The organism is Mesorhizobium kowhaii (genome assembly GCF_042431665.1).
Taxonomy (GTDB): Bacteria; Pseudomonadota; Alphaproteobacteria; order Rhizobiales; family Rhizobiaceae; genus Mesorhizobium; species Mesorhizobium kowhaii.
In genome coordinates this window covers 54,552-81,498 of record NZ_JBHLYT010000041.1, presented here as the reverse complement: position 1 = coordinate 81,498, position 26,947 = coordinate 54,552, and the positions used below count along the sequence as shown (strand labels likewise).

At 59.6% G+C, this 26,947-nt stretch carries 22 protein-coding genes and 4 pseudogenes; 14 read left to right on the top strand and 12 right to left on the bottom strand.

The features are described 5' to 3' along the window. Window positions 1-76: 76 nt before the first annotated feature. A complete protein-coding gene (locus ACFFNA_RS23675; protein ID WP_245331022.1) occupies window positions 77-451 on the bottom strand; it encodes a calcium-binding protein in 375 nt (124 codons plus the stop codon). A gap of 481 nt (window positions 452-932) precedes the next feature. Here ACFFNA_RS23675 and ACFFNA_RS23670 point away from each other — a divergent pair. Then, window positions 933-2,241, top strand: a pseudogene (locus ACFFNA_RS23670) (IS5 family transposase); the annotation flags it as partial. Between the two features lie 293 nt (window positions 2,242-2,534). Here ACFFNA_RS23670 and hemN (ACFFNA_RS23665) read toward each other — a convergent pair. Continuing rightward, a complete protein-coding gene (gene hemN / locus ACFFNA_RS23665) occupies window positions 2,535-3,884 on the bottom strand; it encodes an oxygen-independent coproporphyrinogen III oxidase (RefSeq protein ID WP_095084250.1) in 1,350 nt (449 codons plus the stop codon). A gap of 156 nt (window positions 3,885-4,040) precedes the next feature. Between hemN (ACFFNA_RS23665) and ACFFNA_RS23660 the strand changes: the two genes are divergently transcribed. From ACFFNA_RS23660 to ccoS, 10 genes are all read left to right on the top strand, one after another. Then, window positions 4,041-4,769, top strand: a complete 729-nt coding sequence (locus ACFFNA_RS23660; protein ID WP_095082125.1) for a Crp/Fnr family transcriptional regulator — start codon at window positions 4,041-4,043, stop codon at window positions 4,767-4,769. Between the two features lie 131 nt (window positions 4,770-4,900). Beyond that, the gene (locus ACFFNA_RS23655) at window positions 4,901-5,143 is read left to right on the top strand and encodes a hypothetical protein (RefSeq protein WP_167392002.1); all 243 of its coding nucleotides are present in this window, start codon (window positions 4,901-4,903) and stop codon (window positions 5,141-5,143) included. A gap of 312 nt (window positions 5,144-5,455) precedes the next feature. Then, window positions 5,456-7,066, top strand: a complete 1,611-nt coding sequence (ccoN, locus tag ACFFNA_RS23650) for a cytochrome-c oxidase, cbb3-type subunit I (protein WP_095082122.1) — start codon at window positions 5,456-5,458, stop codon at window positions 7,064-7,066. A gap of 10 nt (window positions 7,067-7,076) precedes the next feature. Further along, window positions 7,077-7,808, top strand: a complete 732-nt coding sequence (gene ccoO / locus ACFFNA_RS23645; protein WP_095082120.1) for a cytochrome-c oxidase, cbb3-type subunit II — start codon at window positions 7,077-7,079, stop codon at window positions 7,806-7,808. A gap of 11 nt (window positions 7,809-7,819) precedes the next feature. Next, the gene (locus ACFFNA_RS23640; protein ID WP_095082116.1) at window positions 7,820-7,969 is read left to right on the top strand and encodes a cbb3-type cytochrome c oxidase subunit 3; all 150 of its coding nucleotides are present in this window, start codon (window positions 7,820-7,822) and stop codon (window positions 7,967-7,969) included. A gap of 2 nt (window positions 7,970-7,971) precedes the next feature. Next, window positions 7,972-8,835: a cytochrome-c oxidase, cbb3-type subunit III gene (ccoP, locus tag ACFFNA_RS23635; protein WP_095082114.1), complete on the top strand. Its 864-nt coding sequence runs from the start codon at window positions 7,972-7,974 to the stop codon at window positions 8,833-8,835. Between the two features lie 205 nt (window positions 8,836-9,040). Continuing rightward, window positions 9,041-10,606: a cytochrome c oxidase accessory protein CcoG gene (ccoG, locus tag ACFFNA_RS23630; protein WP_095082112.1), complete on the top strand. Its 1,566-nt coding sequence runs from the start codon at window positions 9,041-9,043 to the stop codon at window positions 10,604-10,606. Then, window positions 10,603-11,100 carry a FixH family protein gene (locus ACFFNA_RS23625; RefSeq protein ID WP_095082110.1) on the top strand — a complete coding sequence of 166 codons (498 nt, stop codon included), beginning with the start codon at window positions 10,603-10,605 and terminating at the stop codon, window positions 11,098-11,100. The genes ccoG and ACFFNA_RS23625 overlap by 4 nt, the downstream gene beginning before the upstream one ends. Next, window positions 11,097-13,388, top strand: a complete 2,292-nt coding sequence (locus ACFFNA_RS23620) for a cation-translocating P-type ATPase (RefSeq protein WP_378921997.1) — start codon at window positions 11,097-11,099, stop codon at window positions 13,386-13,388. The genes ACFFNA_RS23625 and ACFFNA_RS23620 overlap by 4 nt, the downstream gene beginning before the upstream one ends. Beyond that, window positions 13,385-13,540 carry a cbb3-type cytochrome oxidase assembly protein CcoS gene (gene ccoS, locus ACFFNA_RS23615; RefSeq protein ID WP_095082106.1) on the top strand — a complete coding sequence of 52 codons (156 nt, stop codon included), beginning with the start codon at window positions 13,385-13,387 and terminating at the stop codon, window positions 13,538-13,540. Before ACFFNA_RS23620 ends, ccoS begins: the two co-directional genes overlap by 4 nt. A 251-nt stretch (window positions 13,541-13,791) precedes the next feature. Here the strand turns inward: ccoS and ACFFNA_RS23610 are convergent. From ACFFNA_RS23610 to ACFFNA_RS23600, 3 genes and pseudogenes are all read right to left on the bottom strand, one after another. Next, window positions 13,792-14,326: pseudogene (locus ACFFNA_RS23610) on the bottom strand (carbonic anhydrase family protein); the annotation flags it as partial. Window positions 14,327-14,812: 486 nt separating this feature from the next. Next, window positions 14,813-15,844, bottom strand: a complete 1,032-nt coding sequence (locus tag ACFFNA_RS23605) for a LacI family DNA-binding transcriptional regulator (protein WP_095084249.1) — start codon at window positions 15,842-15,844, stop codon at window positions 14,813-14,815. Window positions 15,845-16,090: 246 nt separating this feature from the next. Further along, on the bottom strand, window positions 16,091-17,458 hold the full coding sequence (locus ACFFNA_RS23600; protein WP_245331020.1) for a dicarboxylate/amino acid:cation symporter: 1,368 nt from the start codon (window positions 17,456-17,458) through the stop codon (window positions 16,091-16,093). 1,091 nt (window positions 17,459-18,549) lie between these two features. On the opposite strand from ACFFNA_RS23600, the pseudogene ACFFNA_RS23595 reads away from it, so the two are divergent. From ACFFNA_RS23595 to hemN (ACFFNA_RS23585), 3 genes and pseudogenes are all read left to right on the top strand, one after another. Then, window positions 18,550-18,956 (top strand): annotated as a pseudogene (locus ACFFNA_RS23595) (histidinol-phosphate aminotransferase); the annotation flags it as partial. A gap of 16 nt (window positions 18,957-18,972) precedes the next feature. Next, a pseudogene (locus ACFFNA_RS23590) lies at window positions 18,973-19,306 on the top strand (LLM class flavin-dependent oxidoreductase); the annotation flags it as partial. Between the two features lie 179 nt (window positions 19,307-19,485). Next, entirely contained in the window at window positions 19,486-20,820 is a 1,335-nt protein-coding gene (hemN, locus tag ACFFNA_RS23585) for an oxygen-independent coproporphyrinogen III oxidase (RefSeq protein ID WP_095082102.1), read from the top strand. Window positions 20,821-20,890: 70 nt separating this feature from the next. Here the strand turns inward: hemN (ACFFNA_RS23585) and ACFFNA_RS23580 are convergent, their stop codons facing one another. The 7 genes from ACFFNA_RS23580 to ACFFNA_RS23550 all read right to left on the bottom strand — a co-directional run bounded on the left by ACFFNA_RS23580 (window position 20,891) and on the right by ACFFNA_RS23550 (window position 26,703). Then, complete coding sequence (locus ACFFNA_RS23580; RefSeq protein WP_378921994.1) at window positions 20,891-21,022, bottom strand: hypothetical protein; 132 nt, start codon at window positions 21,020-21,022, stop codon at window positions 20,891-20,893. A gap of 236 nt (window positions 21,023-21,258) precedes the next feature. After that, window positions 21,259-22,005, bottom strand: coding sequence for a sulfotransferase domain-containing protein (locus tag ACFFNA_RS23575; RefSeq protein ID WP_095082100.1), 747 nt, complete (start codon window positions 22,003-22,005; stop codon window positions 21,259-21,261). Between the two features lie 286 nt (window positions 22,006-22,291). Beyond that, window positions 22,292-23,080: a nodulation factor ABC transporter permease subunit NodJ gene (nodJ, locus tag ACFFNA_RS23570; RefSeq protein ID WP_095084248.1), complete on the bottom strand. Its 789-nt coding sequence runs from the start codon at window positions 23,078-23,080 to the stop codon at window positions 22,292-22,294. 3 nt (window positions 23,081-23,083) lie between these two features. After that, window positions 23,084-23,998: a nodulation factor ABC transporter ATP-binding protein NodI gene (nodI, locus tag ACFFNA_RS23565; protein WP_095082098.1), complete on the bottom strand. Its 915-nt coding sequence runs from the start codon at window positions 23,996-23,998 to the stop codon at window positions 23,084-23,086. 92 nt (window positions 23,999-24,090) lie between these two features. After that, window positions 24,091-25,446, bottom strand: a complete 1,356-nt coding sequence (gene nodC / locus ACFFNA_RS23560) for a chitooligosaccharide synthase NodC (RefSeq protein WP_095082096.1) — start codon at window positions 25,444-25,446, stop codon at window positions 24,091-24,093. Window positions 25,447-25,459: 13 nt separating this feature from the next. Further along, window positions 25,460-26,116: a chitooligosaccharide deacetylase NodB gene (gene nodB / locus ACFFNA_RS23555; RefSeq protein WP_095082094.1), complete on the bottom strand. Its 657-nt coding sequence runs from the start codon at window positions 26,114-26,116 to the stop codon at window positions 25,460-25,462. Further along, window positions 26,113-26,703: a NodA family N-acyltransferase gene (locus ACFFNA_RS23550; protein ID WP_095084247.1), complete on the bottom strand. Its 591-nt coding sequence runs from the start codon at window positions 26,701-26,703 to the stop codon at window positions 26,113-26,115. The genes nodB and ACFFNA_RS23550 overlap by 4 nt, the downstream gene beginning before the upstream one ends. Window positions 26,704-26,947: the final 244 nt, after the last annotated feature.

Here is a 26,947-nt window from a genome sequence, read left to right as displayed (position 1 = left end):
TTGTACCGGTTATCTGCTAATTGGTGGACTCTGCCCCTATGGGGATGTTTCGACCTATTCGGTTTCGAGCGCATTCTTATCGCTCGCACCCAACGCCGTCATGATCTCGATCGAGACCATTTGGGTCGGATGGGCCTACCGCGACCGGGCCTTGCACAACCGGGTTGTTCCCCTTGCCGCCAGCGCAGTCCAGATCGACGCTGCTGTTTGGAACCTGGCCGAGCGCGGCCGCAGGCGGCGCCACGCCGTGATACCGCTGGACAACCGTCGTCATGCGCTGGCCATCGCCTTCGATCTTGGTGTTGTTGCTGTTCGGATTGAACGGATCGACCGTTTGCAGCAACTCGTTCTGATTGAGCGAGTCGCCCGCTGCCAGCGTCACCGTCTCGTAGTTGTTCAAATAGTCGGCAGCACAGCCCGAAATAACAGAGGCGGCAACCGCGATCGACACTAAACCCCAACGCATTAAGGCATCCCCCGACACCGGTCCTTGACTATGGGATATTGGGTGGTTGTTGTCGAATCGACAGGGAGAACGGAAATACGCCTTTTGGAGGAATGCCTTTAGGTCGGCTGGTTGGCCAGCAGTTTGAGAACTCGTATCCGCGTCGAGTTCTCAACTTCGACCAAGCGCGCCATCAAGGTGCCTCAGGCTTAACGTCAAGGATGGGCAGGCTGCAATAACGATGTTTGCCCGCTTTCTCGTGTATCCAAGCCTTTAGCGGCCTGTCCGCAATCGGCCCAACTAGGCGACCTGTCCGGAAAGCGCCGCATTGTCGAACTCGGAAGGCTTTGATTCAATTAGGATTCTGCTACAGCTTTGCGTTTGATTTTGCCGAAAATCGTGGCTTTGAGCTGCGATTTCCGGCAAATTGAAAGCGTACCCGTACGCGTGATTCGACGGTTGATGCGAAGCTGCGAGGGAGCGAGCGATGCGGCCGAAGGAACGACGCGAAAGAGGACAGACCGACCTGTTGCGATCCCGGCTCGACCAGATCCTCAACATGGATCATGCGCTGGTGAAACTGGCCCGGTCGATCGACTGGCGTTTCCTCGAAGAACGGCTCGGCGCGGTCTATGACGACGACCCCGGCCGGCCGCCGCTGCCAACCGGGTTGATGGCGGGCCTGGCCATCCTCAAGTCGATGCACAACCTATCCGACTAGGCGCTGTGCGAGCGCTGGCTTGAGAACCCCTATTACCAGCTGTTCTGCGGCGAGGAGTTCTTCCAGCACCGCCTGCCCCTTCGACCGCAGCTCGCTGACGTCTGCGCATGGGCGAGGAGCGGCTGATGGCCTTGCTCCAGGAGAGCCTTGCGGCAGCGACGCGGCTGGGGGGCGGCCAAACCGGCCGACGTCCGTGCGGTGATCGTTGACACCACAGTGCAGGAGAAGGCCATCACCTTTCCGACCGACGCCAAGCTGATGCATCGGGCCCGCGAGTGGCTGGTGAAGTTGGCCAAAAAAGCGGCATCGGCCTGCGCCAGTCCTATGCGCGGGTCGGCAAGTTCGCGCTGATCAAGCATCAGCGTTATGCCCATGCCAAGCAGTCCAAGCGCGCAAACCGGGCGCTTAAGCGGCTGCGCACCATGCTCGGCGCGGTGATCCGCGACATTACCCGCAAGCTCGCCGGGCAGCCCGAACTGCCCAGGTCTTCGCCCTGCCGCTGGCTTGCCCGGCGCGTCAGGGACCAGCGGCAGCGCGAGCGCGGCCGCAAGGTCTATTCCCTGCACGCTCCCGAGGTGGAATGCATCGGCAAGGGTAGGCCCACAAGCCTATGAGTTCGGCGTCGAGGTCTCGGTCGCCACCACGCTGCAGCGCAACCGCGGCGGCCAGTTCGTCGGCCCATGTCAAGGCGCTGCCCGGCAATCGCTATGACGGCCACACACTGGCCACCGTCATTCCCGCCATCGAAACCGCTATCGGTGCCAATCTCGGCAAGATCGTCGCCGATGCCGGCTATCGCGGCCACAACGCGCCGAAGGACAAGATGTTCAAGGTCCATGTCGCCGGCTACCAGGGGCGGCATCACCAAGGCCATCAAGCGGGCACTGCGACGCCGGGCCGCTGTCGAACCGGTCATCGGCCATCTCAAGCAGGACCACCGCATGGGCCGCAACTTCCTGGCCTTCACCGAAGCGACGCCAACAACGCCATGCTCGCCGGCGTCGGCTACAACTTCAGCCTCTTGCTCAACTGGCTGAGGCTTTTGTTTGCCTACCTCTTGGCGCTGCTGCAACCGCTGCGGCGTCACCGGTCCAGCCACGATCAGCCTGACCTCCGCAGCTCAACCGGAATAGCCTCTGAAACGGGGCTCGCCTACAACGCCGGTGCCGAATGGCTTTCTTCACGGGCGACTGAGGAGCTTCGAAAGGAAGACACGACCCGGCGATATCGTCGCCCTATGCCAAAGACCCTCGCATCTAGTCCGTTCTCAAAACCCTATCTTGATGCGACGGTCGCCGATGGAGGGTCACAAACGTAGGGCAATCGGTTCGCGATCGACTGAAAACGATGACCGTTCGTCTGCGGTGCTCAGACTGCCACCGAGTGCCTGGCTGTACTACTTTCGAAATATTTGTCGAACTTGGCCGCGATGCTTCGCACGAAAGGGCGACTTGCGGCCGGCACAACGAATTTGTCGCCATCAAGTTCAAGCAATCGAACCGGACCGTGGAGGGCCATGGAACTCGACTGCTGAAGGAGCCTCTGGCCGGCTTCGCCGAAGCGTTCTACCAGATCGATCGCCGAGAAGGCGAAGTCGCACATCAGCCGCTCGATGATCCAGCCACGGACGCGATCGTCGTCGGAAAGCGCGATGCCGCGGACGGCGGCCAGCCCGCCATCCGCGACCATGCGTCCGTACTCGGCGGGCGAGGCCATGTTCTGGACGTAGCCCTGACGAAAACGGCCGATGGACGAAGGACCGAGACCGATCAATGTCTCGCAGCGATCCTCTGTATAGCCTTGGAAGTTACGATGCAGGGCCCCTGTGCGGGCAGCCACCGCCAGCGCATCGCCCGGTTTGGCGAAATGGTCGAGCCCGATTGCTTCGTATCCCTTGTCCACAATCGCTCGTGCGGCAAGTTGCGATTGTGCGAACCGCTCCGTGGGACCGGGGAGCCATGCCTCTTCGATCATCGTTTGATGCTTCTTGAACCAGGGCACGTGAGCGTAGCCGAAAAGCGCCATCCTGTCCGGTTCCAGGGTCAGCGCCTGCGCTACGGTGGAACAGACGCTCCCCCTGGTCTGGTGCGGCAAGCCGTAGAGCAGATCGAGATTGACCGATTCGACGCCACGTGAACGAACTCCGTCGACGACTGCCTTGGTCTGCAAAAAGCTTTGCTCGCGGTTGATCACCTTTTGCACTTTCGAATCGAAATCCTGCACGCCCAGGCTCGCCCGCGTCATGCCAATTTCGGCGAGTGCATCCAGGTGTGCTTCATCCATGTCATTGGGTTCGATTTCGACGCTGATTTTCGCGTCCGGGAGAAAATCGAAGCTGTCCCGTAGGCGAACCCCCAATGCGACTAGATCTTCGGGCTTCACCATCGTCGGCGAACCGCCACCGAAATGGACCGCTCGGACACGACCCTTGCCGCTGACAAGACCGGCAACCGTGGTGATCTCCCCATGCAGCGATCGCAGATAAGCGGCCACCGGCTCGTAATGACGCGTCTGCTTGGTATGGCACGCACAGAACCAGCACAGCTTGTCGCAATAGGGGATATGAAGATAGAGCGATATCTCGTCACCGCTTCCGAGCGCCTGCGACCAGACGCGGTAAACGGCAGCATCGACGCCCGCATGGAAATGCGGCGCGGTCGGATAACTGGTATAGCGCGGGACGTTCTCGCCAAGTCTGGCAGCTAATTCCGGTCGCATATCGCGGTCCACCGTGTTTGCATCGCGGGACCCTAGATGCATCGCTGAGCCAAAGCATTGATTTCGGTCAACCCTCGGCATGGACAAACTGCCGCAGGATTTCTCTCGCACCGATTGTTATCCTGCCGGCATTTGGGATCAATAAAAGCGAGCGTAATGACGGTACAGCAGGACATTCACAGTTCCGGTATTCCCGTCCTTTGCCTGTCTTGCGAGGCACGGCATCGCGGTGCCTGCGGTGCGCTCGACCCAGACCATTTGGTCGGGCTCGCCAAGACCTCGTGGCGTCACAAAATCGAGCCCGGGGTCAAACTGATCGGCGACGCCGAGGCCGTCGACAGCTATTCGAACGTGCTTTCAGGTGTGGTCAAGCTGACGAAAAGCCTTTCGGACGGTCGGCAGCAGATCGTCGGCCTCCAGTTCGCACCGGATTTTCTGGGACGGCCCTTCAAGGTGGAAAGCCCGATCAACGCGGAAGCGGCTACAGTTGTCTCCTTGTGCTCGTTTCCGAAGGCGGCGGTCGAGCGGATTATGAAGGAAGCACCGGAACTCGAGCATCGCCTATTCAAGCAGACGTTGATCGAACTCGACGCAGCCCGCGAATGGATGGTGACTGTGGGGCGCAGGACGGCACCAGAAAAGGTGGCGAGCTTTCTGCTCACGATCGCCCGGAATATCGATCGGACTGTTGATCCGGCGGCCAGGTCGGCGCGCTTCGATCTGCCGCTGACGCGTGTCGACATTGCTGACTTCCTGGCACTGAGGTTCGAGACCGTGAGCCGACAGCTGACGCGATTGCGGGCTGACGGCATAATCCGGATCGAGAACAATCGCCATGTGACGGTGGACAACATGAGCCGGCTGGAACAGCGCTGCGGCGGCTGAGGCGCGCGACAACCGCTCTTTCAATAAGACCTAAGTGACGGAACCTACGTCCGATACTCCGAGCCGCGGCGGGACATGCCTCTTCTTCGATCGCGATCTCCCGCCGCAAGCCTTTGAAGGAGCCGCGTAGCATGAACCCGACAGCTTCCGCATTGTCTATTGGGTCCATGGCCGATCGCCAGGAGTGTTTCGACCACTTCGTCGGCGAAGCATTGATCCTCGACATACTCGACGAGCAACCGGCTGGTGGAGGCAAGATCGACTCCGGCCGAGGTCAAGCACGCCTCATACGCCGGGAAAATGAACCGTCTCTTCGAACCTATAAACGTCACGGAGAAGTGAACGACCCGCGTTGCCTATGCCAAGACATTTGAGACGTTCGGAAAGGCATTGTTGACGCTTTCCAGCGCGCGTCGCAGAGCCTCAGTTTTCCCGATACGCCGCCTCTCATCACATCGTACGGAATCGCCTCCAAGCCGGGCCGGGCCGGGGACGTCGGACTCTCTCACGAACAGGCGGCTCGTGCTGCGTTTTCTCAGTCAATCGCCACCTTCTGATTGCACCGAGCTCAATGCTGCCCAGTAAATTCGTGCGGCTTTGACCTGGATCATGGCGGGCACGCGGCGGCTCGGCAAGTAATGCACCGCGGATTTGGCGTCCGCGGGAATTCGAGATCGGGACTTGCGATGAAATTCGGCACAGAGATCGCCCTTTTGAGCCTGTTTGCTTTTGCCGCCCTTGTGGCCGCCGGCTTCGGCGTGGATGAAACTTTTCGCCAGCACATGTGGGTTTTGTTCTTCACCGTGGCTGGCTTCACCGTGATCCTGATGCGCAACACGGAGTTCAAGCCCGCCGCTCCGATCGACCCCACGGCCTACATGGACGGTCCGGTCCGCTATGGCGCCATCGCCACCATGTTTTGGGGTGTTGTCGGCATGCTGGTCGGCGTGGTCATCGCGCTGCAGCTCGCCTACCCCGATCTCAACATCCAGCCCTGGTTCAATTTCGGCCGTTTGCGGCCGCTGCATACGTCGGGCGTGGTCTTCGCTTTCGGCGGCAACGCGCTGCTTTGCACGTCTCTATATGTCGTACAGCGCACCTGCCGCGCGCGGCTGTTCGGCGGCGATCTCGCCTGGTTCGTGTTCTGGGGTTACCAGCTCTTCATCGTCATGGCGGCGACCGGCTATCTGCTCGGCATCACCGAGAGCCGCGAATACGCCGAACCCGAATGGTATGTGGACATCTGGCTGACCATCGTCTGGGTCGCCTATCTCGTCCTGTTCCTCGGCACGATCCTGAAGCGCAAGGAACCGCATATCTACGTCGCCAACTGGTTTTACCTGTCCTTCATCGTGACCATCGCGATGCTGCATGTGGTCAACAACCTGTCGATGCCGGCCTCCTTCCTGGGCTCCAAGAGCTATTCCGCGTTTTCCGGTGTCCAGGACGCGCTGACGCAATGGTGGTACGGCCACAACGCCGTCGGCTTCTTCCTCACGGCCGGCTTTCTTGGCATGATGTATTACTTCGTGCCGAAGCAGGCGAACCGTCCGGTCTATTCGTACCGGCTGTCGGTTATCCATTTCTGGGCGATCATCTTTCTCTATATCTGGGCCGGCCCGCATCACCTGCACTACACCGCCTTGCCCGACTGGGCGCAGACGCTCGGCATGGCGTTTTCGATCATGCTGTGGATGCCGTCGTGGGGCGGCATGATCAACGGCGTGATGACGCTCTCCGGCGCCTGGGACAAGCTCCGCACCGATCCGATCATCCGCATGATGCTGATGGCCGTCGCCTTCTACGGCATGTCGACCTTCGAAGGCCCGATGATGTCGATCAAGACCGTCAACTCGCTATCACACTATACCGACTGGACGATCGGCCATGTCCATTCCGGAGCGCTCGGTTGGGTGGGCATGATCTCGTTCGGTGCGATCTATTACATGGTGCCGAAGCTGTGGAACCGCGATCGACTGTATTCGCTGCGGCTCGTTACCTGGCATTTCTGGCTGGCGACGCTCGGGATCGTGGTCTACGCGGCGGTGATGTGGGTGTCCGGCATCATGCAGGGCCTGATGTGGCGCGAATACGACGAGCAGGGCTTCCTGGTCTACTCTTTCGCCGAAACCGTCGCCGCCATGCATCCCTACTATGTCATGCGAGCCATCGGCGGTGCGATGTATCTGTCCGGTGCCCTGATCATGGCATGGAATGTCGCCATGACCATTCGCGGTTACCAGCGCAAAGAACAGCCATTGCCGGGTTCCGTGCCCGCCCTCCAGCCCGGCGAATAAGGAGCCAGAAATGGGCTTGATGGACAAACACGCAGTCATCGAGAAGAACGCCACGCTCCTTCTCGTCGGGTCCTTGCTGGTCGTGACGGTCGGCGGCATCGTTGAGATCGCACCGCTCTTCTATCTCGACAACACGATCGAGAAGGTCGAAGGCATGCGGCCTTACTCGCCGCTCGAGCTCGCCGGACGCAACATCTATGTGCGCGAGGGCTGCTACCTCTGTCACAGCCAGATGATCAGGCCGTTCCGCGACGAAGTCGAGCGCTACGGCCACTACAGCTTGGCGGCCGAGTCGATGTACGATCATCCGTTCCAGTGGGGATCGAAGCGAACCGGCCCGGACCTCGCGCGCGTTGGCGACCGCTACTCCAACGAATGGCACGTCCAGCATCTCAACGCGCCACGCTCGGTGGTACCGGAATCGATCATGCCGAGCTATGCCTTCCTGAAGGGCACACCGATCGAGGTGAAGGATTTCTCGACGCATCTGATCGCGAACAGGCGAGTCGGCGTCCCCTACACAGACGAGATGATCGCCCAGGCAAATGCCGATCTGATGGCACAGGCTGATCCCAATGCCGACACGTCCGGTCTGGAAGGCCGCTACCCCAAGGCCAAGCTTGGCGACTTCGACGGCAACCCCCAACAGGTCACCGAAATGGATGCCCTTGTCGCTTACCTGCAGATGCTCGGCACGCTTGTTGATTTCAAAAACTACGACGAAGCCGCCGGCTACCGCTGAGGAGAATGTCGATGGATTACAATTTGATGCGGGAGTTTGCCGACAGTTGGGGCCTGCTCGCCATGGCTCTGTTCTTCATTGGCTGCATTGCATTTGCGCTCCGACCCGGCAGCCGCGGGCTGGCCGATGAAGCCGCCCGGATTCCTCTCGAGGAGGATTGATGATGAGCAACGAGCAAGTCGACGAAATCTCAGGGATCGCGACGACCGGCCATGAGTGGGACGGGATCAAGGAACTTAACAACCCACTTCCGCGCTGGTGGGTGATCACCTTCTACGTCACCATCGCCTGGGCAGCCGCCTATACGATTGCCTACCCCGCCTGGCCGATGCTCAGCTCCGCCACCAAGGGCGTTCTGGGCTTTTCCAGCCGAAACGACGTCAAGAACGAACTTGCGGCTGCCGAAGCAGCCAAAGGCACTTACGTCGCAGCCATCGAGCAGAAAAGCGTATCCGAAATTGTTGCCGACGATGCACTGCGCGAATTCGCCGTCGCAGCCGGTGGCGCCGCCTTCAAGGTCAATTGTGTGCAGTGCCACGGCTCCGGCGGGCAAGGTTCCGCGGGCTTTCCCAACCTCAACGACGACGACTGGCTGTGGGGCGGCAAGGCGGAGCAGATTCAGCAAACGATTATGCATGGCATTCGCTTTGCGTCCGACCTGGATACACGCGTTTCGGAAATGCCCGCTTTTGGCGACATCATAACGCCCGAGCAGATCACTCAGGTCAGCGCCTATGTCGCCAGCCTATCGGGGGCTGTCAAAGACGCGAGCCTGGTCGAGCCCGGCGCCAAGGTCTTCGCCGAGAACTGCGTGGCCTGTCATGGCGACAAGGCACAAGGCAACAGGGAGCTCGGCGCGCCCAATCTGACCGATGCGATTTGGCTCTACAGATCCGGCGAGACCGCCATCGCCGCCCAGGTCCGCGAGCCGAAGCATGGCATCATGCCGGCATGGGCCGGGCGCCTCGGCCAGACCGCAGTCAAGGAACTCACAGTCTATGTCCATTCGCTTGGCGGCGGAGAATAGGATCGGAAGCCTATTCTCGGCCCTCCCCGCCAAGCGACGAGGCCCGGCGCGCCGGGCCTCGACACATTCGGGCGTGCGGCGATTGTTCTGATTAATGGGGCGCTCCGTGTCGATGCGGCAAAACATGCTTAGCTCAGCATCTTGGACGTTACCCAAAGCAGACGAGTGCGGTTGCACGCCAATACCATCGGCGGCGCGCGAGGAGATGCCCGTGCTAAAGAAAACGCAGGTAGCGCCCCACGCAGCCGAGGCGGTCAATTCCGCCAAGACGCGGCAGCCGCTCTATGCCGCGCGCAAGAAGATCTTCCCGAAACGCGCCTCCGGCAACTTTCGCCGCTTCAAGTGGCTGGTGATGGCGATTACGCTGGGCATCTACTACCTGACACCCTGGCTTCGATGGGACCGCGGGTCATACGCCCCGGATCAGGCCGTGCTGCTCGATCTCGCCCATCGGCGATTCTACTTCTTCTTCGTCGAGATATGGCCGCAGGAATTCTATTATGTCGCCGGCCTTCTGATGATGGCCGGAATCGGTCTCTTCCTGATCACATCGACGGTTGGCCGGGCCTGGTGCGGCTATACCTGCCCGCAGACCGTTTGGGTCGACCTGTTCCTGGTGGTGGAGCGAGCGATCGAAGGCGATCGCAACGCCCGCATGAAGCTCGATGCAGGGCCATGGACAATGCGCAAGCTGGTGTTGCGGGTCTCCAAGCACGCTATCTGGCTGGTCATCGCGGTTGCAACGGGTGGCGCCTGGATTTTCTATTTCGCCGATGCCCCGACGCTGGCTTTGGACGTCGTAGAAGGCACCGCCGCTCCTGTGGCCTATGTGACCATCGCCGTACTAATGGCGACCACCTACACGTTCGGCGGACTGATGCGCGAGCAGGTCTGCACCTATATGTGCCCGTGGCCGCGCATTCAGGCGGCGATGCTGGATGAGAATTCGCTAACCGTCACCTACAATGACTGGCGCGGCGAACCGCGCTCGCGTCATGCCAAGAAGGCTATTGCCGCCGGGCAGCCGGTCGGCGATTGCGTCGACTGCAATGCCTGCGTCGCCGTTTGCCCGATGGGCGTCGACATTCGCGACGGCCAGCAGCTCGAATGCATAACCTGTGCGCTTTGCATCGACGCCTGCGACGGCATCATGGACAAGCTTGGCAGGGAACGCGGGCTGATCTCCTATGCGAGGCTTTCGGACTACAATGCCAACATGGCGCTTGCGACTGCCGGCGGCACCGTCCCGGTGAACCCGGCACTCGTCCGGACTGTCACAGGCGCATTTTCCGACGGCCTGGCACACTTCCAACTTCGCAACATCTTCCGTCTGCGCACCTTCATCTACCTCGGCGCATGGTCGGCGGTCGGACTGGCGCTGCTCATTTCGCTGCTCACACGCGAGAGGCTCGAGTTGAATGTCTTGCATGATCGCAACCCGCAATTCGTCTCGCTCTCCGACGGCTCTATCCGCAACGGCTACACCGTCAAGCTGCTGAACATGATCCCCGAACCGAGGGCGATCGTCGTCACCTTGCAAGGCTTGCCGGGCGCCGAGATGAGCGCGGTCGGCATCGAGCTTCCTCCGGCACGGTCATTCGAGACGCTTGTCGAGCCCGATCGGTTGAAGGTGCTCAAGGTCTTCGTGCGCCAGCCGGCGGGCCAGGTCGAGGGCACCGCGCGGAGCTTCAAATTCCGGATAGAGGACAAGGCAGGCCTCGAGTCCGCCGAATACACCGCCACGTTCAATGCACCGGAGACTGCCAGATGAGTGCCCAATCGCAGAAATCCCGCGAGTTCACCGGCAGGCACATGCTGCTCACCATCCTCGGCTTCTTCGGCGTGGTCATCGGCGTCAACCTCACCATGGCAACGCTCGCCAGCACGAGCTGGACAGGCCTGGTCGTGGAAAACACCTATGTGGCCAGCCAGCAGTTCAACGAGAAGGCCAAGGAAGGGCGCGCGCAAGCGGCGTTGGGCTGGACCGGCAAGCTGACGATCGCATCGGGCAATGTGCGCTACTCGTTGAGCGACGCTGCCGGCAAGTCTGTTCTAATGAATGGCGTCAAGGTTCTGTTTCGCCATCCTGCCTACGAGGCCGAGGACAAGGCCATCACCCTGGCGTCAGGCCGGGACCAGGAATTCAGCACACGACACACGCCAAAGGACGGCGTCTGGATTGTTCAAATCGATGCCGATGCCGGCCTCGCCGAACCCTATCGCGACGTTCGCCGCATTATCATTTCCAAAGGGGCGATTCAATGAACTGCTGCGCACCGGATGCCGAAATGGCATTGGACCTGGACGGTGTGACATCCGTCCTGCCCTCGAGCCAGGAAATAAAATTGGCAAGCCGCTCCCTCGGCGGAGAGCTCCGCCAGATCGACCTGTCGGTGCCAATGGTACATTGCGGCGCCTGCATACAGTCGATCGAGACGGCGATCGGCAAGCTCGACAATGTCGATGCTGCTCGCGTCAACCTGTCGACGAAACGGGTTTCGATCCGCTGGCATGGAGAAGAGGTCCCGCCATTCGTAGCCACCCTTGGCCGGCTTGGCTACCAGGCGCATTTGTTCGATCCAGAGGTCGAAGAGAAGGACAAGACGCTCTCTGAACTGATCCGCGCCGTCGCGGTCGCTGGATTTGCCGCGGGCAACATCATGCTGCTTTCAGTGTCGGTCTGGTCCGGCGCCGAAGGTGCCACGCGCGACCTGTTCCATTGGGTCTCGGCGCTGATTGCCATCCCTGCTTTGGCTTTTGCCGGCGGCATCTACTTCCGCTCGGCCTGGAACGCGCTTCGCCATGGCCGGATGAACATGGACGTGCCGATCGCCGTCGGTGTGTCGCTCGCCTATGCCATGAGCCTCTACGAGACGATCAACCATGGCGACCATGCCTATTTCGACGCTTCTGTCTCACTGCTGTTCTTCCTCCTGATCGGCCGCACCCTGGACCACGTGATGCGCGAGCGGGCCCGGACCGCCGTCAAAGGCCTGTCGCGGCTGGCCGCGCGCGGGGCTATGGTGCTGGGCGACGACGGCACGCGCGACTACCTGCCGGTCGGCGAGATCGAACCCGGCATGAAAATGCTGATCGCGGCCGGCGAAAGGATTCCGGTTGATGGCACCATCATCTACGGGACATCGGATCTCGACTGCTCGCTGGTCTCCGGCGAGAGCACGCCAAACACAGTGGCACCGGGCGGTGTGGTTCAGGCGGGAACCCTTAATCTTACTGGTCCACTTACGATCGAGGCGACCGCTGCTGCGAAGGATTCCTTCCTGGCGGAGATGGTTCGGCTGATGGAAGCCGCCGAGGGTGGCCGCGCACGGTACCGCCGCATCGCCGATCGCGTCTCGGCGCTGTACGCGCCGGTCGTCCATCTGACGGCCCTTGTGACCTTCATCGGCTGGATGCTGGCCACTGGCGACTGGCACCGGGCGATCACGATTGCCATCGCCGTTCTCATCATCACTTGCCCATGCGCTCTCGGGCTCGCAGTGCCGATCGTGGAGGTCGTTGCGGCGCGGCGTCTGTTCGAGAACGGCGTGATGGTCAAGGATGGTTCGGCCATGGAGCGCCTGGCGACGATCGACGCAGCGGTATTCGACAAGACGGGGACACTCACGCTCGGCCAGCCGCGGCTCGTCAATGCATCGTCCATCGATCCAACGATGCTGGCGATCGCAGCCGACATGGCCGCGCATTCCCGCCATCCGTTTTCAAGGGCGATGGCCGGCTTTGCGGGGTTTTCCGGCCAGCCCAAGCTCGAATCCGTCAGCGAATATCCGGGCTTCGGGATCGAAGCCAGCGCCGCCGGAAACACTTGGCGTCTTGGCCGGCGCGGATGGGCTGGATGGAAAGCCCGAACCGGCGGCGAAGGCAAATTAGGCGGGTTCGGTGCGACAGTCCTCTCGAAGAATGGGATCATCACCGCATCCTTTGCTTTCGAGGATGCGCTGCGCCCCGATGCCAGCGCAGCCGTTAAGCAACTGAAAGATACCGGCCTGTCGGTGGAAATGCTGTCGGGCGATACGGCAAGGGCCTGCGGCGAGGTGGCCGAAACATTGGGTGTCGATCGTTTCGTTCCCGCGATGCTTCCCTCCGGCAAGGTCGAACGGATCGAGACGCTGGCGAAAGGCGGACATAAGGTTCTGATGGTCGGCGACGGGCTTAACGATACGCCTGCGCTGGGCGCGGCGCATGTCTCGATTGCTCCGGCGACCGCCGCCGACATTGGCCGCAACGCGGCGGATTTTGTCTTCTTGCGCGATAGCCTTCTGGCAGTACCCCTCGCGCTGGATATTTCCAGGAAGGCAGGTCAGCTGATCCGCCAGAACATCGCCATAGCGATCGTCTACAACACCGTCGCGGTGCCGATCGCCATTCTGGGACATGTCACGCCGCTGATCGCGGCGGTCGCGATGTCCGCCTCGTCGCTCCTGGTCATCGGAAATGCGTTGCGCTTGCAAGGATTTGCGTCGAACGCTCCGGCCAGAATTGCTCCGCACAACAGACGCTCCCGCATCGGCGAATGGGCACGAATGTCATGACGACGCTCGTCTACCTCATACCCGTGGCTCTGTTCCTCGGAGCGCTTGGGCTCTCTGGCTTTCTTTGGGCTCTGAGGAGTGGCCAATACGAGGATCTTGATGGAGCTGCCGAGCGGATTCTCATCGAACGGGACGACAAGCCGGAACGCTGATTGATGGCAACAGCTATCGGCATCATCGCCCGCTCGGATGTCGTGACGCATCGCGCTTGATCATCTTGGGCCGCCAGTCCAACAGTGAGGCCGCCAGACCAGCCTCTCGCGCGCTCGCCAACACGTCCGCACCCGGCTACTTCAAACCGTGCCGTAGCTTCTGCCGACCAGCGTCGCCGCGGACGCTGCGGGCTTGCCGCCGGACGGTTCGGAACCGTCGCGGGCCACCTTATACCAAGAGTCATGGGGTAGAGGCCCAGGATAAGGCGCCGATTGGGTGAATGGATCGGCCGCGCATTCGACGGGTAGAGTGAGGTAAATCGCTTGATATCTGCAGCGCCGACCTGGACCGGTTCCATCGCCACCATCCACTCGACGTTTTCGGTGCAGGGCGTCGTCGTCAATGATCCCTCATAGGTCCAGTAGCCAAGCGAGGCCGGCAGAAGCCCGTTGGGATCGACCTCGTCGACCGCCATCTCCTCGCCTAGCCGCATGGGAAAAGCTTCGGCAAGGCCGGCAAAGCCGGCATTTGTCGCGCCTCACCATCTTGCCGCCGCCCTTGTGCCAACCAATAGAGATGTGCGGAATATCCGCCTTGACCGCGCTCTTGATATCGATCGGTGATTGCTGCGTGCCCGCCGAGCAGACGAAATTTTTCATATCCAGATCGGCCCAGTACTCGGGTCCGACCGGGCCAGCATATCCCCAATGGGTGCTCGCCGCATCCGCGGCCTGAGCGCAAATCGGGCATGCGCCGAACCCTTTGATCAGACTACGACGGTCCATATGCTTTCGCTCCTTGGTGCGAACTGGTGTTTTTCTAATTGAGGCTGCGAGGTTGCGAGTTTGACACATGCATCAGCGACCCAGAACTGGGCTATCGTGATTGTCGTGAGCGCTGGCGACGATAAGTTTGTCCCGGACCTTTTTACAATGATCCATTAAGGCGTTCACCTCGGCGATCACGCGATCCGGCGTGATATCGAACTTGCAACGGACTTTACGCAGCGGCACACTTTGTCCAGACCACATCCGCGAGATTTCGAGAATCTGCTGTGTGAAAAATGCGCCGCCATGTGATCGGGTGCAGGGCAGGGCGATGCCTGGCGCATGGCTCGGCCTTCCTTTCCATAACGCGCGGCCGCCGTTGTCGGCTGTCTGGGCTTGTGCCGCGCCCCAACCGCCCGTTGGTTCACGAGACCGCAATGAGGATAGTCAATCGACCTTTCTTTCATTTGTGAAAGGAAGCTCAGATGATAGAATTCCATCAGGTCATATATTTTCCCGCAGATAGATGTCGAACGGCAGAAATGTCTGCCCCGGTGTCTCCGCGGTGCCGGTCTCGATGGCCCGGACTACCAATGTCATCAGCTCCTGGCAAAGCCGGCTAAGTGGCGTGGCGACCGCCATCGTGATGATGTTATCTGCGAGCGCCGCCCGTGACTCCGGCGTGATTTCATTCACGATCGCCACGAGATCCTGACCTTGGCCCTCTTCACGAAGCGCGGAGATGGCGCCCTCCATGCCCCCGCCGGCCAGATAGAAGCCGGCGAGTTCAGGTTCCCTCTGCATGAGATCCAGCGTTGCTTCGTAGGTGATCTGCCGTTTCTCGAGGTTCATGAACGTATCGAGCACCTCGAATGTCGGCGCGTTCTCACGGAAATAGGAGCGAAAGCCAACATCGCGGAGCTCGTGCCCCTGGAAACGATGGCTGCCGACAAACACCGCCACCTTACCGGGCCGTTTTGCGACCCGGGAAAACATCCAAGCGGCCGTCCGCCCCACCTTACGGTTGTTGAGGCCGATATAGCCCTGGCGCACGCCGGTGGCGAAATCGGAAAGCAGTGAGAAAACCGGAATGCCTTTTGCCTTGAGCTCCTCGACCGCAGCCGTAATCTTCGGGTGGTCCGGCGCCACCATGGCGATGGCGTGGCAGCGTGCGCCCAAATCCTTGAGGAGCGCGACCAGGTCGCCCGGCACATGTGACGGCGCGAATTCGATGAGCGGAATACCATGGAAGGACTGGGCCGTGCTGACCGAGGCTTCGAGCTCGCGCGCGAGGTCTTGGTAGAATTTCTGGGCGGGTTTTCTCAAGATGAAGCCCAGCCGATAGTGCGGCAAGTCCCGCTGCAGGCGTTGCTTGATGAGACCGGCAGCATGATAGCCGATGGCGCGGGCGGCCTCGTGGACCCGCCGCGCGGTTTCCTCTCGCACGGGATGGCGGGCGTTCAGCACCCGATCGACTGTTGCGACGCTGACCCCGGCTTCGCGGGCAAGATCGGCAATTGTGGGACGCTTGGCCATGTTCCAATTCTGATTTGTTTTATGCCGTTGGCTCTCTATCGACCAGCGCGCCTCGGCCACGATCACGGGCGGCAAAAATGAAGGCGTGCGCATGCTCCGTGATCGACAAACAGGACTGCAAGCGTAGCCGGGCGCCTATCAACATACGATTCGTTTGCTTGTGGCACTCATAATTTTGCGCTCACCGCATTAGCGCTCTGATTCCATGAGCTCGCGAAGCGCCGTTTGGAGCCTGCGGTTCGATGTTTATTTCTTGTGACGAGTGCGACGACCTAACAGGTCGATGGGCGTTTGATCGGTTGGCCGGTTTAATGTCTCGACAATCTGGTGACCGCGGAAGGCGGCTTGCAACTGCACTTGGTCCAATTCGCCTTCCCAGCGGGCCACGACGAGCGATGCCACTGCGTTACCGACGAAATTCGTGAGCGCCCGGCATTCGGACATGAAGCGGTCGACGCCAAGGATCAGAGCCATGCCGGCAACGGGAACACTCGGTACTACGGAGAGCGTAGCGGCTAGCGTGATGAAGCCCGCGCCGGTGACACCTGCAGCACCCTTCGAGGAGAGCATCGCGACGAGCAGCAGGAGGACCTGATCGCCGATCGAGAGATCCGTATTCGTCGCCTGCGCGATGAAAAGGGCCGCAAGCGTCATGTAGATGTTGGTGCCGTCCAGATTGAAGGAATATCCGGCCGGGATGACCAGACCAACCACGGAGCGCTTGGCGCCAGCCTTTTCCATCTTTTCAATGAGCGAGGGCAGCGCGGCCTCCGAGGAGGATGTTCCCAGGACAAGCAGCAGCTCTTCCTTGATGTAGCGGATGAGAGAAAAGATCGAAAAGCCGTTGTAACGGCAGACCGCGCCGAGAACCCCGAACACGAAGAGGAAGGCGGTGAAATAGAACGTCCCGACCAGCATCGCCAGGTTCACGACCGAACCGACGCCATATTTGCCGACCGTGAAGGCCATGGCGCCGAAAGCGCCGATCGGCGCAGCCTTCATCAGAATGCCGACCAGCTTGAAGACGGGCGCGATCAGCGCCTGGAAAAAGCAAGTGACCGGCGTGGCCGTCTCTCCGGCCATCGCCAGAGCAATGCCGAACAGAACCGAGAAGAACAGGACCTGCAGGATGTCGCCGTCCGTGAAGGCACCGACGATCGTTGACGGGATGATATTCATCAGGAAGTCGGTCACGGACTGCTCGTGGGCTTTTGCGGTATAGGTATTCACGGCCTGGACATCGAGCGAGGCCGGATCGATGTTGAGGCCGGCGCCAGGCTGAACGACATTGGCGACGATAAGGCCGACGATCAATGCGAGCGTCGAAAAGGTGAGGAAATAGACCATCGCCTTGCCGACAACGCGGCCGACCTGCTGGAGATCGTTCATGCCGGCGATGCCGGTCGCAATTGTCAGGAAGATGACAGGGGCGATGATCATCTTGACGAGCTTGATGAAGGCATCGCCGAGCGGCTTCAGGCTCTCGCCGAGTTCCGGATAGAAATGGCCAATTGCGACGCCGAGGATGATGGCAGCAAGCACCTGCGCGTAAAGCCTGGCATAGAAGGGTTTGCGGGGCGCGGGACTCGCGCTGGGGACTTGTGGGGCTGACACTGTTTCTCTCCCTGACCGGATTGGGGCGGGCTGTTCATGCCCTTCACAGGCTTCTCCCATCGCGGCGCCGGTCGAACGCTGCTGCCATCTCGCCGCAAGTGCCGTGCCAAATGGAAGACCTGTGTCACAACGTCCTCTCCCGAGCTTTTGTCACGCCGCGCAAGCGGCCTTGTGCGGATAATCGCACTGTCTGCCTTCACCCCTAGCGGAATCTCGCACGAAGATTCGCCAACGGTCGGTCTGAAGAATGCATAAGATTGATAAGGGCGCGCCTTCAAGCAGGTCTTTTTGTTCCCTGGCAGATCGGCCGTCGGTCGACCTCTTGGGCTTGCGGTTTTGCTCGCCCCTCGCTTTTGTCGTCTTTGCGACGAGCCGCATCGTTGGCACCAGCAAAGGGCGTATTCCTTACGCGACCGTGTCCTTGCCGCGCTCGCGCTGCAATCGACACTTTGAAATAGGACGTCGAGAAGCAGAGACCGCTGGTTCCCGACCCGCGATGGTGCGGTTCAAAAGAGGCTTCGCAGTCGTCGCGCTCCCAAGGACGCCGCGCTCGACGACTTCGTGCCGTCGCACGCGAAACCGCCTGCTGTATCTTCTCCGTCATCAATGACGAGGGGAATGGCGGTTGCCGCAAGCAACGCCAGTGAGCCCACCAGTCTCGTCGGCAGCGATAACCTGTTCCGCCATTACTTCAATAGGCGTATGCGCTCGGCCGTCAGCGCGTGCCGGGGACCGCGGAGGCGCTGGGCAGACCTTCCTTCCATGACGCGCGGCCGTCGTTCTTGGCTGTCTGGCTTCTGCCGCCCAACAACCACCCGTTGATTTAGGAGACCGGAATGAGGGAGGAGAGCCAATCGAACTCTCTTTCATTTGTGAAAGGAAACCAGCCGTCTATGATAGCATTCCATCAGAAATTTCCCGGCAGATGGAATTGGAACGGCAATGTCTGCGACGTGATACGTCAGGCCGTTTCTCGCGCTTGACCGTGACCAGGGCCCGATCGGCCGCGACGTACAGTCCATCCGATCGAGGACAGCCCGACCGACCTCACGGCGGTCGGGCCCTGACCAAGGTGTTAAGGCGATGCAAAACTGCAAAGTGTTCTTCCGTCCCTTTTGCAAGTGACGAGACAATTAGAAGCTCTGCCGTCCAACGGACCAGCACCGGATTTAGGTTGCGTCAAACTAAAACACAAATGAGAACCCATTTCCATTGCCGGCACGCATAATGGAAAGTGCGGTTGCAGCCATCGAACGCCAATAACTGTATCCAGAAGACGGCAACATCAGCTTGAGGGAGGCGGCCTCCAATGCCTACGGCGTCTCCAAGGATCAGGTGATCGCAGGTAACGGATCGTCTGAACTCCTCGGGCTCATTTATAGAGCTTTCCTTGCCCCCGGGCGATAGGGTGGCGAGGATGTCGCCAGTTTTTTCGTTCAACTGCAAACTTGACATGATGCAAGGTGCTCAATTTCTCGAAATTGGATCGAGCGAAGCTAAAGCGCCATTTCTTGTTACTCCGAATGGTCGTCATTGGGCGTTCTGAAGCAGATGCGTATTCGCTCGCCGCACCTGCTTACGAATGATGGCTCAGGAGTTTTAGATTCGTTCACGACCTTAATGCCATCGCGACTCCGCCAAACTTGCCGCTGACCTTCGATGCAGCAATCGGGAGTGAATTGTGCGTAGTAGGATCGGCCGTCTATGCGAAAGACTCTGCTTGATCAGTTGGAAGAGGCAGGTTCCAACTAGCTTCTTTGTCAACGGGCATTTGGGAATCTGCCGCTAGATGCTTCCCTATACACCGCAATGACGATTCAATCCGAAATTACGACACGAGTTGGCTGACCATGAATTCGCTGTCCGATTGGTCGCTCCCGGTATTAGCTTCTACCTGGGTTGCGCGAGCTTGCAGGTTGCCGAAACGCCGGTTTCGCGGCGAAAGCGGAACGGATTTGACTTAGCGCAAAGACACAGGAGAGCCGCAGCGGTAAGAATGACAGTTATCGGCATAGGACGGTAAACCGTTGCGGACCTCGATCCTGACAAAATATCACAAGGCCCGCCTGCCTTGGTACACCATCTATCCGACTGTGCCGGAGTTCTCCGAGGCGGTCGGTGCCGAGTCATACAAGGAATGGCTGAGGGACCTGCCGGCCGAGGAATCGGTGTCACTCTATCTCCACATTCCGTTCTGCCGATCGTTGTGCTGGTATTGCGGCTTCCCTACCACCATCACCCGGCAGGATGCCCCGATCATCAAGTATCTCGCGGTGCTGCGTGACGAGATCCGGTTGGTCTTGGAGCAAGTGCCGCAACCGCTGCCCGTGAGCGACGTGCATTTCGGCGGTGGAACGCCGACCCTCATTGGGCCAGCGGAGTTCTTGGCCATGATGGAACTCCTGGGCCGCGGTTTCGCGTTGAGGAAAACGGCTATGGTCGCCGTCGAGATCGACCCACGAACGTTCACGGCCGAGATGGCCGAAGCCTTAGGAGCAGCCGGCGTGAACCGGGCGAGCCTCGGCGTGCAGACCTTCGACCCCATTGTTCAAAAAGAGATCAACCGGGTCCAGAGTGAGGCGCAAACGGCCGCTGCCGTCGAAATGCTGCGTCGACATGGAGTAAGCCGCATCAATTTCGACCTCATCTTGGGCCTCCCGCATCAGACGGTGCGGTCCTGCATCGAAACCGCGACGGCGGCGATCGCCATGCGCCCCAGCCGGCTTGCGGTGTTCGGCTACGCGCACATTCCGTCCCTTATAAAGAATCAGCGCCTGATCGACGAGGCAGCGCTGCCGGACAGCGCTGCTCGCGCCGAACATGCTGCGGCCGTAGCCGAGACGCTGGTTGCCGCAGGCTACCGAGAGATCGGGCTCGATCATTTCGCCTTGCCGGACGACGAACTCGCGCTGGCACAAAAAACCGGTCGCCTGCGGCGTAACTCGCTGGGCTATTCGGCCGACACCTGCAAAACCCTGATCGGGTTCGGCGCGTCGGCTATCGGCCGTGTCGGCGAGGGGTACGTCCAGAACGAGGTTACACGGGATTCCTACACCAGGCACATCGCAGCTGGGCATCTGGCGACGTCAAAGGGCTACCGCCTCACCGACGAAGACCGCGTGCGAGCCGCAATCATCGAGCGGCTGATGAGCGATCTCGAGGCCGATGTGCCGGCAATCTGCGCCGCCCATAGATCTGATCCGAGCCGCTTTCTCGATTCAGCTGAACGCTTGGCGATGCTGGCCGAGGACGGGATAGTGGACATCGAAAAGGGTTTCATCCGCGTGCGGCAGGAGCATCGCTTTGTGATTCGCGCTGTTGCTGCCGCATTCGATGTCTTTCTCGACCGGGTTGCCCCGTAAGCCCAGCCAGGCAGCGTGAGGGAGGCCAAAGGGATGACCGCTCGCCGCTAAACGGCAATGCTCCGGTAAATCACAACAAAGCCTTGGGCAACATGGCGACGCCGGTCCTGGTGGAGTGACCGAATTCGGCGTCAAGATCAGGACGAAAGCCTTGCTTCGCGACAAAACCGTCGCGCTCGGCATCCATCTGGATGCGCGACATCGGGAACGCCCACGCCTTTACCCGTCACATCGATGCCGGCGTCGTCTTGGTCAACTGTTTCGACCGCGCTGACATGGACCTCGAGGTGACTACAAGCAGACTGGGACCGGGCCGACAAATGCCTTGAAGCGCTGACACAATAGAGCGGAGCGCCTCTTCCCGCAAAAGGAATGCTACGTCAACAAGCATGCAATGTGACGCTGGGAGTAAGCGCGCCAGTGGCTGCGAGGAGCCAGTCAGGCGGCACCGAGCTCAAAGAATTTCGCATAAGGACCATGTGCGAAGTGTGCCCGCAACTCATCAAAATTCCATACCGTTTCGTGCAACGGGCGCGTTTCTTGGCGCTCAAGGACGCCGCTACCAGGGAGCTGAAGCGCTGGAACGCCAAGGAAATCCAAGACAGTTGCCACGCAAGCGCCGGGATCGCGAAGAAGCCACTCATACTCGATTCCGAGCATGTTAGTTAACCCGAAGGCGCTCACGACCCGAGCGTGGAAATCATCGGCAGCTTTGAAGTAGGCCTCACAGGCGGCGAGTGACAATGTCACGGGTGACGGTGGAGCGGTATTCTTGTCCGAACTGAACTTAAGCCACTGGCGAGTTTGTCTTGCCTGCACTAGCGATCTCAGCGATTCCAATGTGTTTCTGCGAATTAAAAGGATGACCTTGAGGCCCTCCCAACGGGCCAGTTGTCCAAAAAAGCCCGGACGCTCGTAAAACTGAGGTTCGTTGATCTTGCAGCCAACATGCGTCACCTTCTTGTCGCTTCTCGTCGGGTAGTGCAAGAAGGCCTGCTCCAGGAGTTCGCGATCGCTGCGTAGCAGGCGATCCTTATCGGGCCAATTCGTATCATATGTATTGAGCAACTCACCGTTGCTTAACACATTCGGATGCTCGTTTAGCAATTCTTCCAGGTAGTGCGTGCCACTCCTTGGCATCGCCAGGATTGCAAATGGCTCAGGAGAAGTGCGGAGATGGGTCATTGAGTGCGTTTCCGATTAACATTTGCGAAGGATCCAGCAAAGAATCCTGGCACCGCCGGCTCTTCAAACTGGGGGGTGGCTTTGCTCCGTAGCGCTCAGCACCTGCTCCGATTCCATCCGGACCTTCTATAACAGGTGACATCTTCGCTGGTGGTGTTGTGCGTCAGTTGCGCCGGCGCCTCGGCCTTCGATATCCGCTCGCGCCACTTCTTCCAATCCGAGCACGCTTACCTCCAGGCTGTAGCGATGCTGCACCCGTGTCTCCTTCTTTAAGTCGCAAGCAGTATCAACGCAGCAGACGTCGGCGAAGCAATGCAGACGACAAGAAGAATGCTACTACTGCGTAAATGCAAAGAGCGCCGATATGCACGCCGACATCAACAACCGGGCGACCGAGCATTGCCGGACGAATGAGGTCGATCGAATGTGCCAGCGGCAAGAAGCGTGTTACCTGCTGAAAGGCGCCAGGCAGTTGGTTGATTGGGAAGACAGCGCCGGACAGGAACAGCATGGGCGTGATCACGAGCGTCTGGTAAAACACGAAATAGTCGTAGCTCGGCGCAAGGGCGGTGACGACCATCGCCAAACTCGCAAAGGTTAGGCCAGTGAGGGCGATGACCGGCAGCGTATAGAGCACGGACGGCCAAGCCGCATAGCCCAGCATGGCGGCAATAATTGTAATTGCCGTACCGGCCAGGAAGGCCCTGGTGGCTGCCCACGCCAACTCACCGAGAATGATGTCGCCGAGGGTGAGCTGGGTGTACAAGATCGCTTCCCAAATGCGCCGGTCGCGCATGCGAGCGAAAGCCGCGTAAATTGTTTCGAAGGTCGAAGCGGTCATCGCGCTTGCCGCGATCATCCCGGCTGCCAGGAAAGCACTGTACGAGGTACCTTCAACGCGACCGACCATTATTCCGAGGCCAGAGCCTAGTCCGAAAAAGTAGATCATCGGATCGGCTAGGTTGCCGAGAATTGACGCAAATGCCACCTTCTTCCATGCCAGATAATTGCGGCGCCACACGGCAAGCCAATTCCACGCGTTGGCGGGTAGAGCCGCCGCAAAACCTTCGTCCATCATTCACTTCTCCATCTCGCGCCCGGTCAGCCGCAAGAAAACGTCCTCCAGATTAGGGGGACGCTGCAGAAGCCGCAGACCAGCGCGCTCGCGTAGCTGCACCCGCACCTGTTCCGGATCGGGCGCATAGCAATAGAGTGTTTCGCCGCTCATCTCGATGTGCTGAACGTAAGGCCTGATCAGCGAACTCAACTCCCGCGGATTGCCACCGAAGATCTCGATCACATGGCACCCGATATGCTTATCGATCAGGGCGTGAGGGCTGCCCTCGGCGATATTGCGTCCATGCTCGAGTACGCACAACCGATCGCAAAGCCGCTCAGCCTCCTCCATGAAGTGGGTCGTTAAAATAATCGTCTTGCCGCGCGCCAGCAGGATACGCAGGCGCTCCCAGATCAGGTGGCGCGCGTGCGGGTCCAAGCCGGTGGTCGGCTCATCCAATACGAGCAGCTGCGGGTCGTTGATCAACGCACGTGCCAGCGTTAGGCGCCGCTTCATACCGCCGGATAGCTCGGCCACACGTGCATTCGCCTTGCTCTCAAGGCGGGCAAACTCGAGGAGCGATGGGATCACCGCTTCAAGCTCGCGAGCGCTCTTGCCAAAATAGCGTCCGAAGACCAGCAGGTTCTCGCGCGCTGTAAACTCGAGATCAAGGTTGTCGAATTGAGGGACCACGCCGACGCGCATGCGGGCCCAGCGAGCGCGTGACGGCACAGGTTCACCAAGAACCGTGATCTTGCCCGCGTCTGGCGATATCATGCCGAGGACCATACGCGCGATCGTGCTTTTGCCCGCGCCATTCGGTCCCAGAAGGCCGAAGCACTCTCCCGGTGCAACGGTGAACGACAGCCCGTCGACAACGATTTTGTCGCCGTACGACTTCTTTACCCCGGTGAGTTCCATTGCAAATTTAGACATGCGCTTACGTCAGCCTTCGAAAAGCTATTCGGCCTGTGAGCTCCGCATGCTCGATGAGAAGCTCGGCTCGTCTGGGGTCAGAGCTTCTAGTCTTACTCGTCGCGGCAAATGCCGCCACACGTCGCCAGCCCCGCAGAGCATTGCGAAGGATCTTCCCTGTCAGTTGACCCAGTAATTGCGAGACGTGCTGTAGTCTTTGATACAGCAATCGTGATTTGCACGATGAATTGCCTGTTTCTCCTGTTTTGCACAGTGCCAATTTTGCGTGACAACCAATCACTATTGCTCAACGTACACAGCGCGTAGATTTTCACCGGAATTATCAGAAAGATTTGGATGAATGTGTGAAGAGCAAAGCCGAAAAATCGCAATTCACGTGCACGTAACGCTGCCACGCTGCAGCGAATCAATGTCATCGATGCGATCACCAGGACCGTCCACCACGGCATTTGGCCCGTGAGTGAGAGCTGCGCGATCCCTGTTAGTACTGAAACGGCGAGCAATAGCGGACCTAGATTCTGTCCGACCACGTCTAACGTGAGGTAGCCATTGAGGCTGGGCAGGAGGGGCAGCCCTAGCAGCGTGTCTCGAAAAGTGCTCCGCGCCCAGCGGAGTTGTTGGCGCAAATACGGCACCAGCCTGTCCGGAACGACTGTTGCGGCGATGGCGTCCGAAACGTATTCGGTTTGAAAGCCTGCTTTCAACATGAGGATCGTTAGATGACGATCCTCACCGAAGTCGCTCGGCTTCCCTCGAAACAGTTGCGTCTCGTACTGATCCAACAGGGAAACGAGCGCGGAGCGGCGGTACATAGCACATGGGCCGCAGCAACACATAACCGCACCGAAGCGAGCCTGTGCGGCGCGTTCCGTGTTGCAAGCCAGCCAATACTCCATATCGATCAATCGGGTCAACCAAGTGTCCATCCGGTTGCTGGCCGTCAACTGCCCCATGGCCGCCCCGATCACTGGATTTCGCATCTTTCGTGCAAGCTTGGTGATGACGTCGGATGCGATTGTCGTGTCCGAGTCGATGTTGAGCACCAAGTCTCCTGATGAGCGGCGTATCGCCGCAATCTGGGCCTTGCGCTTTCCGACATTTTTGGGAAGAAGAATGAAGTTGAATCTCGGGTCGCGCGCATAGGTATCGTGTACAGGTACGACGGCGTCGCAATTTGTAGAACCATCATCAACCACATAAACTTGCAGTTTTCCGGCGTATTGTTGGCTTGCGATGGAAGCTAGGCATGCCGAGAGCGTGCGCGGGTCCTCGTTGTAGCAGGGTACGATGACATCTACGCTCGGCCAAGGGTCGGGGCCGACCAGTTCGTCCGATGCTGACGAACCGTTTGTCCGCAGGGCATAAACCGCCTGCAAGCCTTCATATGCGGCCGAGAACAGCGCATAAAAAGACACGACGAAGGTACTGACTGGAGCTAGCAGGTCCATAGGATCTCATTGATCAGTGATGTTGTGGAAGGGAGCGAATTTCATATCCGCGGTCGTGTAACGCCGGAATCAAACGGGACAGCGCCGTTGTGGTCTGGTCACGCAGATAGGCGTAAGCGCCAAGAGTCAGCTCGTCGGGAGGGCACCCGTCGTGCAAGAGCACTATTGCGCCAGGACGGACTGAGGTGAGCACTGCATCGACGATTGCATCGACGCCGGGGCGAGACCAGTCTCGTGGGTCAACCGACCAATGAAGGGGGGTCAGCCCAGCGATCTCCGAGGCAGTGATCACCTCTTGGCTCCAGGCCCCGTATGGCGCGCGAAAGTAGCGCACCGAGGCCTGCGGGCACGCCATCATGATGGCCAGGTTCGCGTCAAATATCTCACGTTGTACTTCCTCGAATCCGCATCGGGACAGATCCGTATGGGTCATCGTGTGATTGCCTACCTCATGCCCCTCTGCGATCATTCGTTGGATCAGTTCCGGCTGCTCTGCGGCGTAGGCACCGATGACGAAGAAAGTCGCCGGCACCCGATGTTGCGCCAGCACGTCGAGGATCTGCGGTGTGAAAAGTAGGTTAGCACCGTCATCAAACGTCAAATAAACGCTGCGATCGCTAACGCGGTCGGCGAACTCAAACGGCACTTCGGACAGATAGTTGGGGTTCATAGCTCTGGCCCGTTCCTGTCAATTATTGCACCCGTCGGCCAATCGCTCATCGGCCGCGTAACCGGTAAGACCACAACGAGCACGTCCTCAAGGCGCGTCGGCGGGAGGTCGGGATATACCTCTGCTTGGGTCGACCGTACGCGAACGCCCGACACAATGGTCGCCAAGTCGTCTCTGAAGAATCTTACAATATGGTTTCGCAGCGCGTGCCGAACCGTGCCGAAAGCGAATGGAACGCCAAGCTCCTGCAGCACTGGATAGACGACTCGGAACGAAAGGCTGATTCCGAGTCCTTCAAGATCCGGACGCACCCCGTACAATCCGAGTTCGCCCACCAGTTGATCGACTTCGCCAACCTTAATGAAGCGGCGTAGTAAGCCCATATGAGCCGCTACACCGCCCGAGTCATAGCCGATTGCACGCAACTCGGGTCTTGCTCCGGCCCAACTCCGATTGCCTGCAAATGGCTTCGCATTGAAGGCCCCAGTCGGTCCATAAGTCTTTCGGAAGAAGTCGGCGAGTTCGATGTGGTCGGCCAGTTGCAACTCATTTTCCCAGCACAACCTCCATCGTAGCTGTGAGCGCATGGAAGCCTCATCTTGGTTACGGTTTCTCGAGCTAAGCGCCCACGCAATTAGCTTGTCGCGCCGAGCCGCCGCGACGTAGCTTGCGCAGATCACCGACAAATCTGGTCGCAATGGACATGCGACGCGCTTGATGTTCCGCCCACATCAGAAGGTTTAGGGCTTCCATCCTTGGATACCCTATGCAAGGTTCTGCAAAATCGGTACAATCGTTTGTTTAGATGAAGCGCATACACGCTTTGGATGG

What these genes read in the sequence shown, in the direction of transcription:
- ccoO (WP_095082120.1), top strand. Translation starts at nt 7,077, where the DNA reads ATGGGCTTGATGGACAAACACGCAGTCATCGAGAAGAACGCCACGCTC.
- ACFFNA_RS23660 (WP_095082125.1), top strand. Translation starts at nt 4,041, where the DNA reads ATGACGGTACAGCAGGACATTCACAGTTCCGGTATTCCCGTCCTTTGC.
- nodJ (WP_095084248.1), bottom strand. Translation starts at nt 23,080, where the DNA reads ATGGACGAAGGTTTTGCGGCGGCTCTACCCGCCAACGCGTGGAATTGG.
- ACFFNA_RS23620 (WP_378921997.1), top strand. Translation starts at nt 11,097, where the DNA reads ATGAACTGCTGCGCACCGGATGCCGAAATGGCATTGGACCTGGACGGT.
- ACFFNA_RS23605 (WP_095084249.1), bottom strand. Translation starts at nt 15,844, where the DNA reads ATGGCCAAGCGTCCCACAATTGCCGATCTTGCCCGCGAAGCCGGGGTC.
- ACFFNA_RS23580 (WP_378921994.1), bottom strand. Translation starts at nt 21,022, where the DNA reads ATGTCGCGCATCCAGATGGATGCCGAGCGCGACGGTTTTGTCGCGAAG.
- nodB (WP_095082094.1), bottom strand. Translation starts at nt 26,116, where the DNA reads ATGAACCCCAACTATCTGTCCGAAGTGCCGTTTGAGTTCGCCGACCGC.
- ccoN (WP_095082122.1), top strand. Translation starts at nt 5,456, where the DNA reads ATGAAATTCGGCACAGAGATCGCCCTTTTGAGCCTGTTTGCTTTTGCC.
- ACFFNA_RS23550 (WP_095084247.1), bottom strand. Translation starts at nt 26,703, where the DNA reads ATGCGCTCACAGCTACGATGGAGGTTGTGCTGGGAAAATGAGTTGCAA.
- ccoG (WP_095082112.1), top strand. Translation starts at nt 9,041, where the DNA reads ATGCCCGTGCTAAAGAAAACGCAGGTAGCGCCCCACGCAGCCGAGGCG.
- ACFFNA_RS23575 (WP_095082100.1), bottom strand. Translation starts at nt 22,005, where the DNA reads ATGACCCATCTCCGCACTTCTCCTGAGCCATTTGCAATCCTGGCGATG.
- nodI (WP_095082098.1), bottom strand. Translation starts at nt 23,998, where the DNA reads ATGTCTAAATTTGCAATGGAACTCACCGGGGTAAAGAAGTCGTACGGC.
- nodC (WP_095082096.1), bottom strand. Translation starts at nt 25,446, where the DNA reads ATGGACCTGCTAGCTCCAGTCAGTACCTTCGTCGTGTCTTTTTATGCG.
- ccoS (WP_095082106.1), top strand. Translation starts at nt 13,385, where the DNA reads ATGACGACGCTCGTCTACCTCATACCCGTGGCTCTGTTCCTCGGAGCG.
- ACFFNA_RS23640 (WP_095082116.1), top strand. Translation starts at nt 7,820, where the DNA reads ATGGATTACAATTTGATGCGGGAGTTTGCCGACAGTTGGGGCCTGCTC.
- ACFFNA_RS23655 (WP_167392002.1), top strand. Translation starts at nt 4,901, where the DNA reads ATGAACCCGACAGCTTCCGCATTGTCTATTGGGTCCATGGCCGATCGC.
- hemN (WP_095084250.1), bottom strand. Translation starts at nt 3,884, where the DNA reads ATGCGACCGGAATTAGCTGCCAGACTTGGCGAGAACGTCCCGCGCTAT.
- ccoP (WP_095082114.1), top strand. Translation starts at nt 7,972, where the DNA reads ATGAGCAACGAGCAAGTCGACGAAATCTCAGGGATCGCGACGACCGGC.
- ACFFNA_RS23625 (WP_095082110.1), top strand. Translation starts at nt 10,603, where the DNA reads ATGAGTGCCCAATCGCAGAAATCCCGCGAGTTCACCGGCAGGCACATG.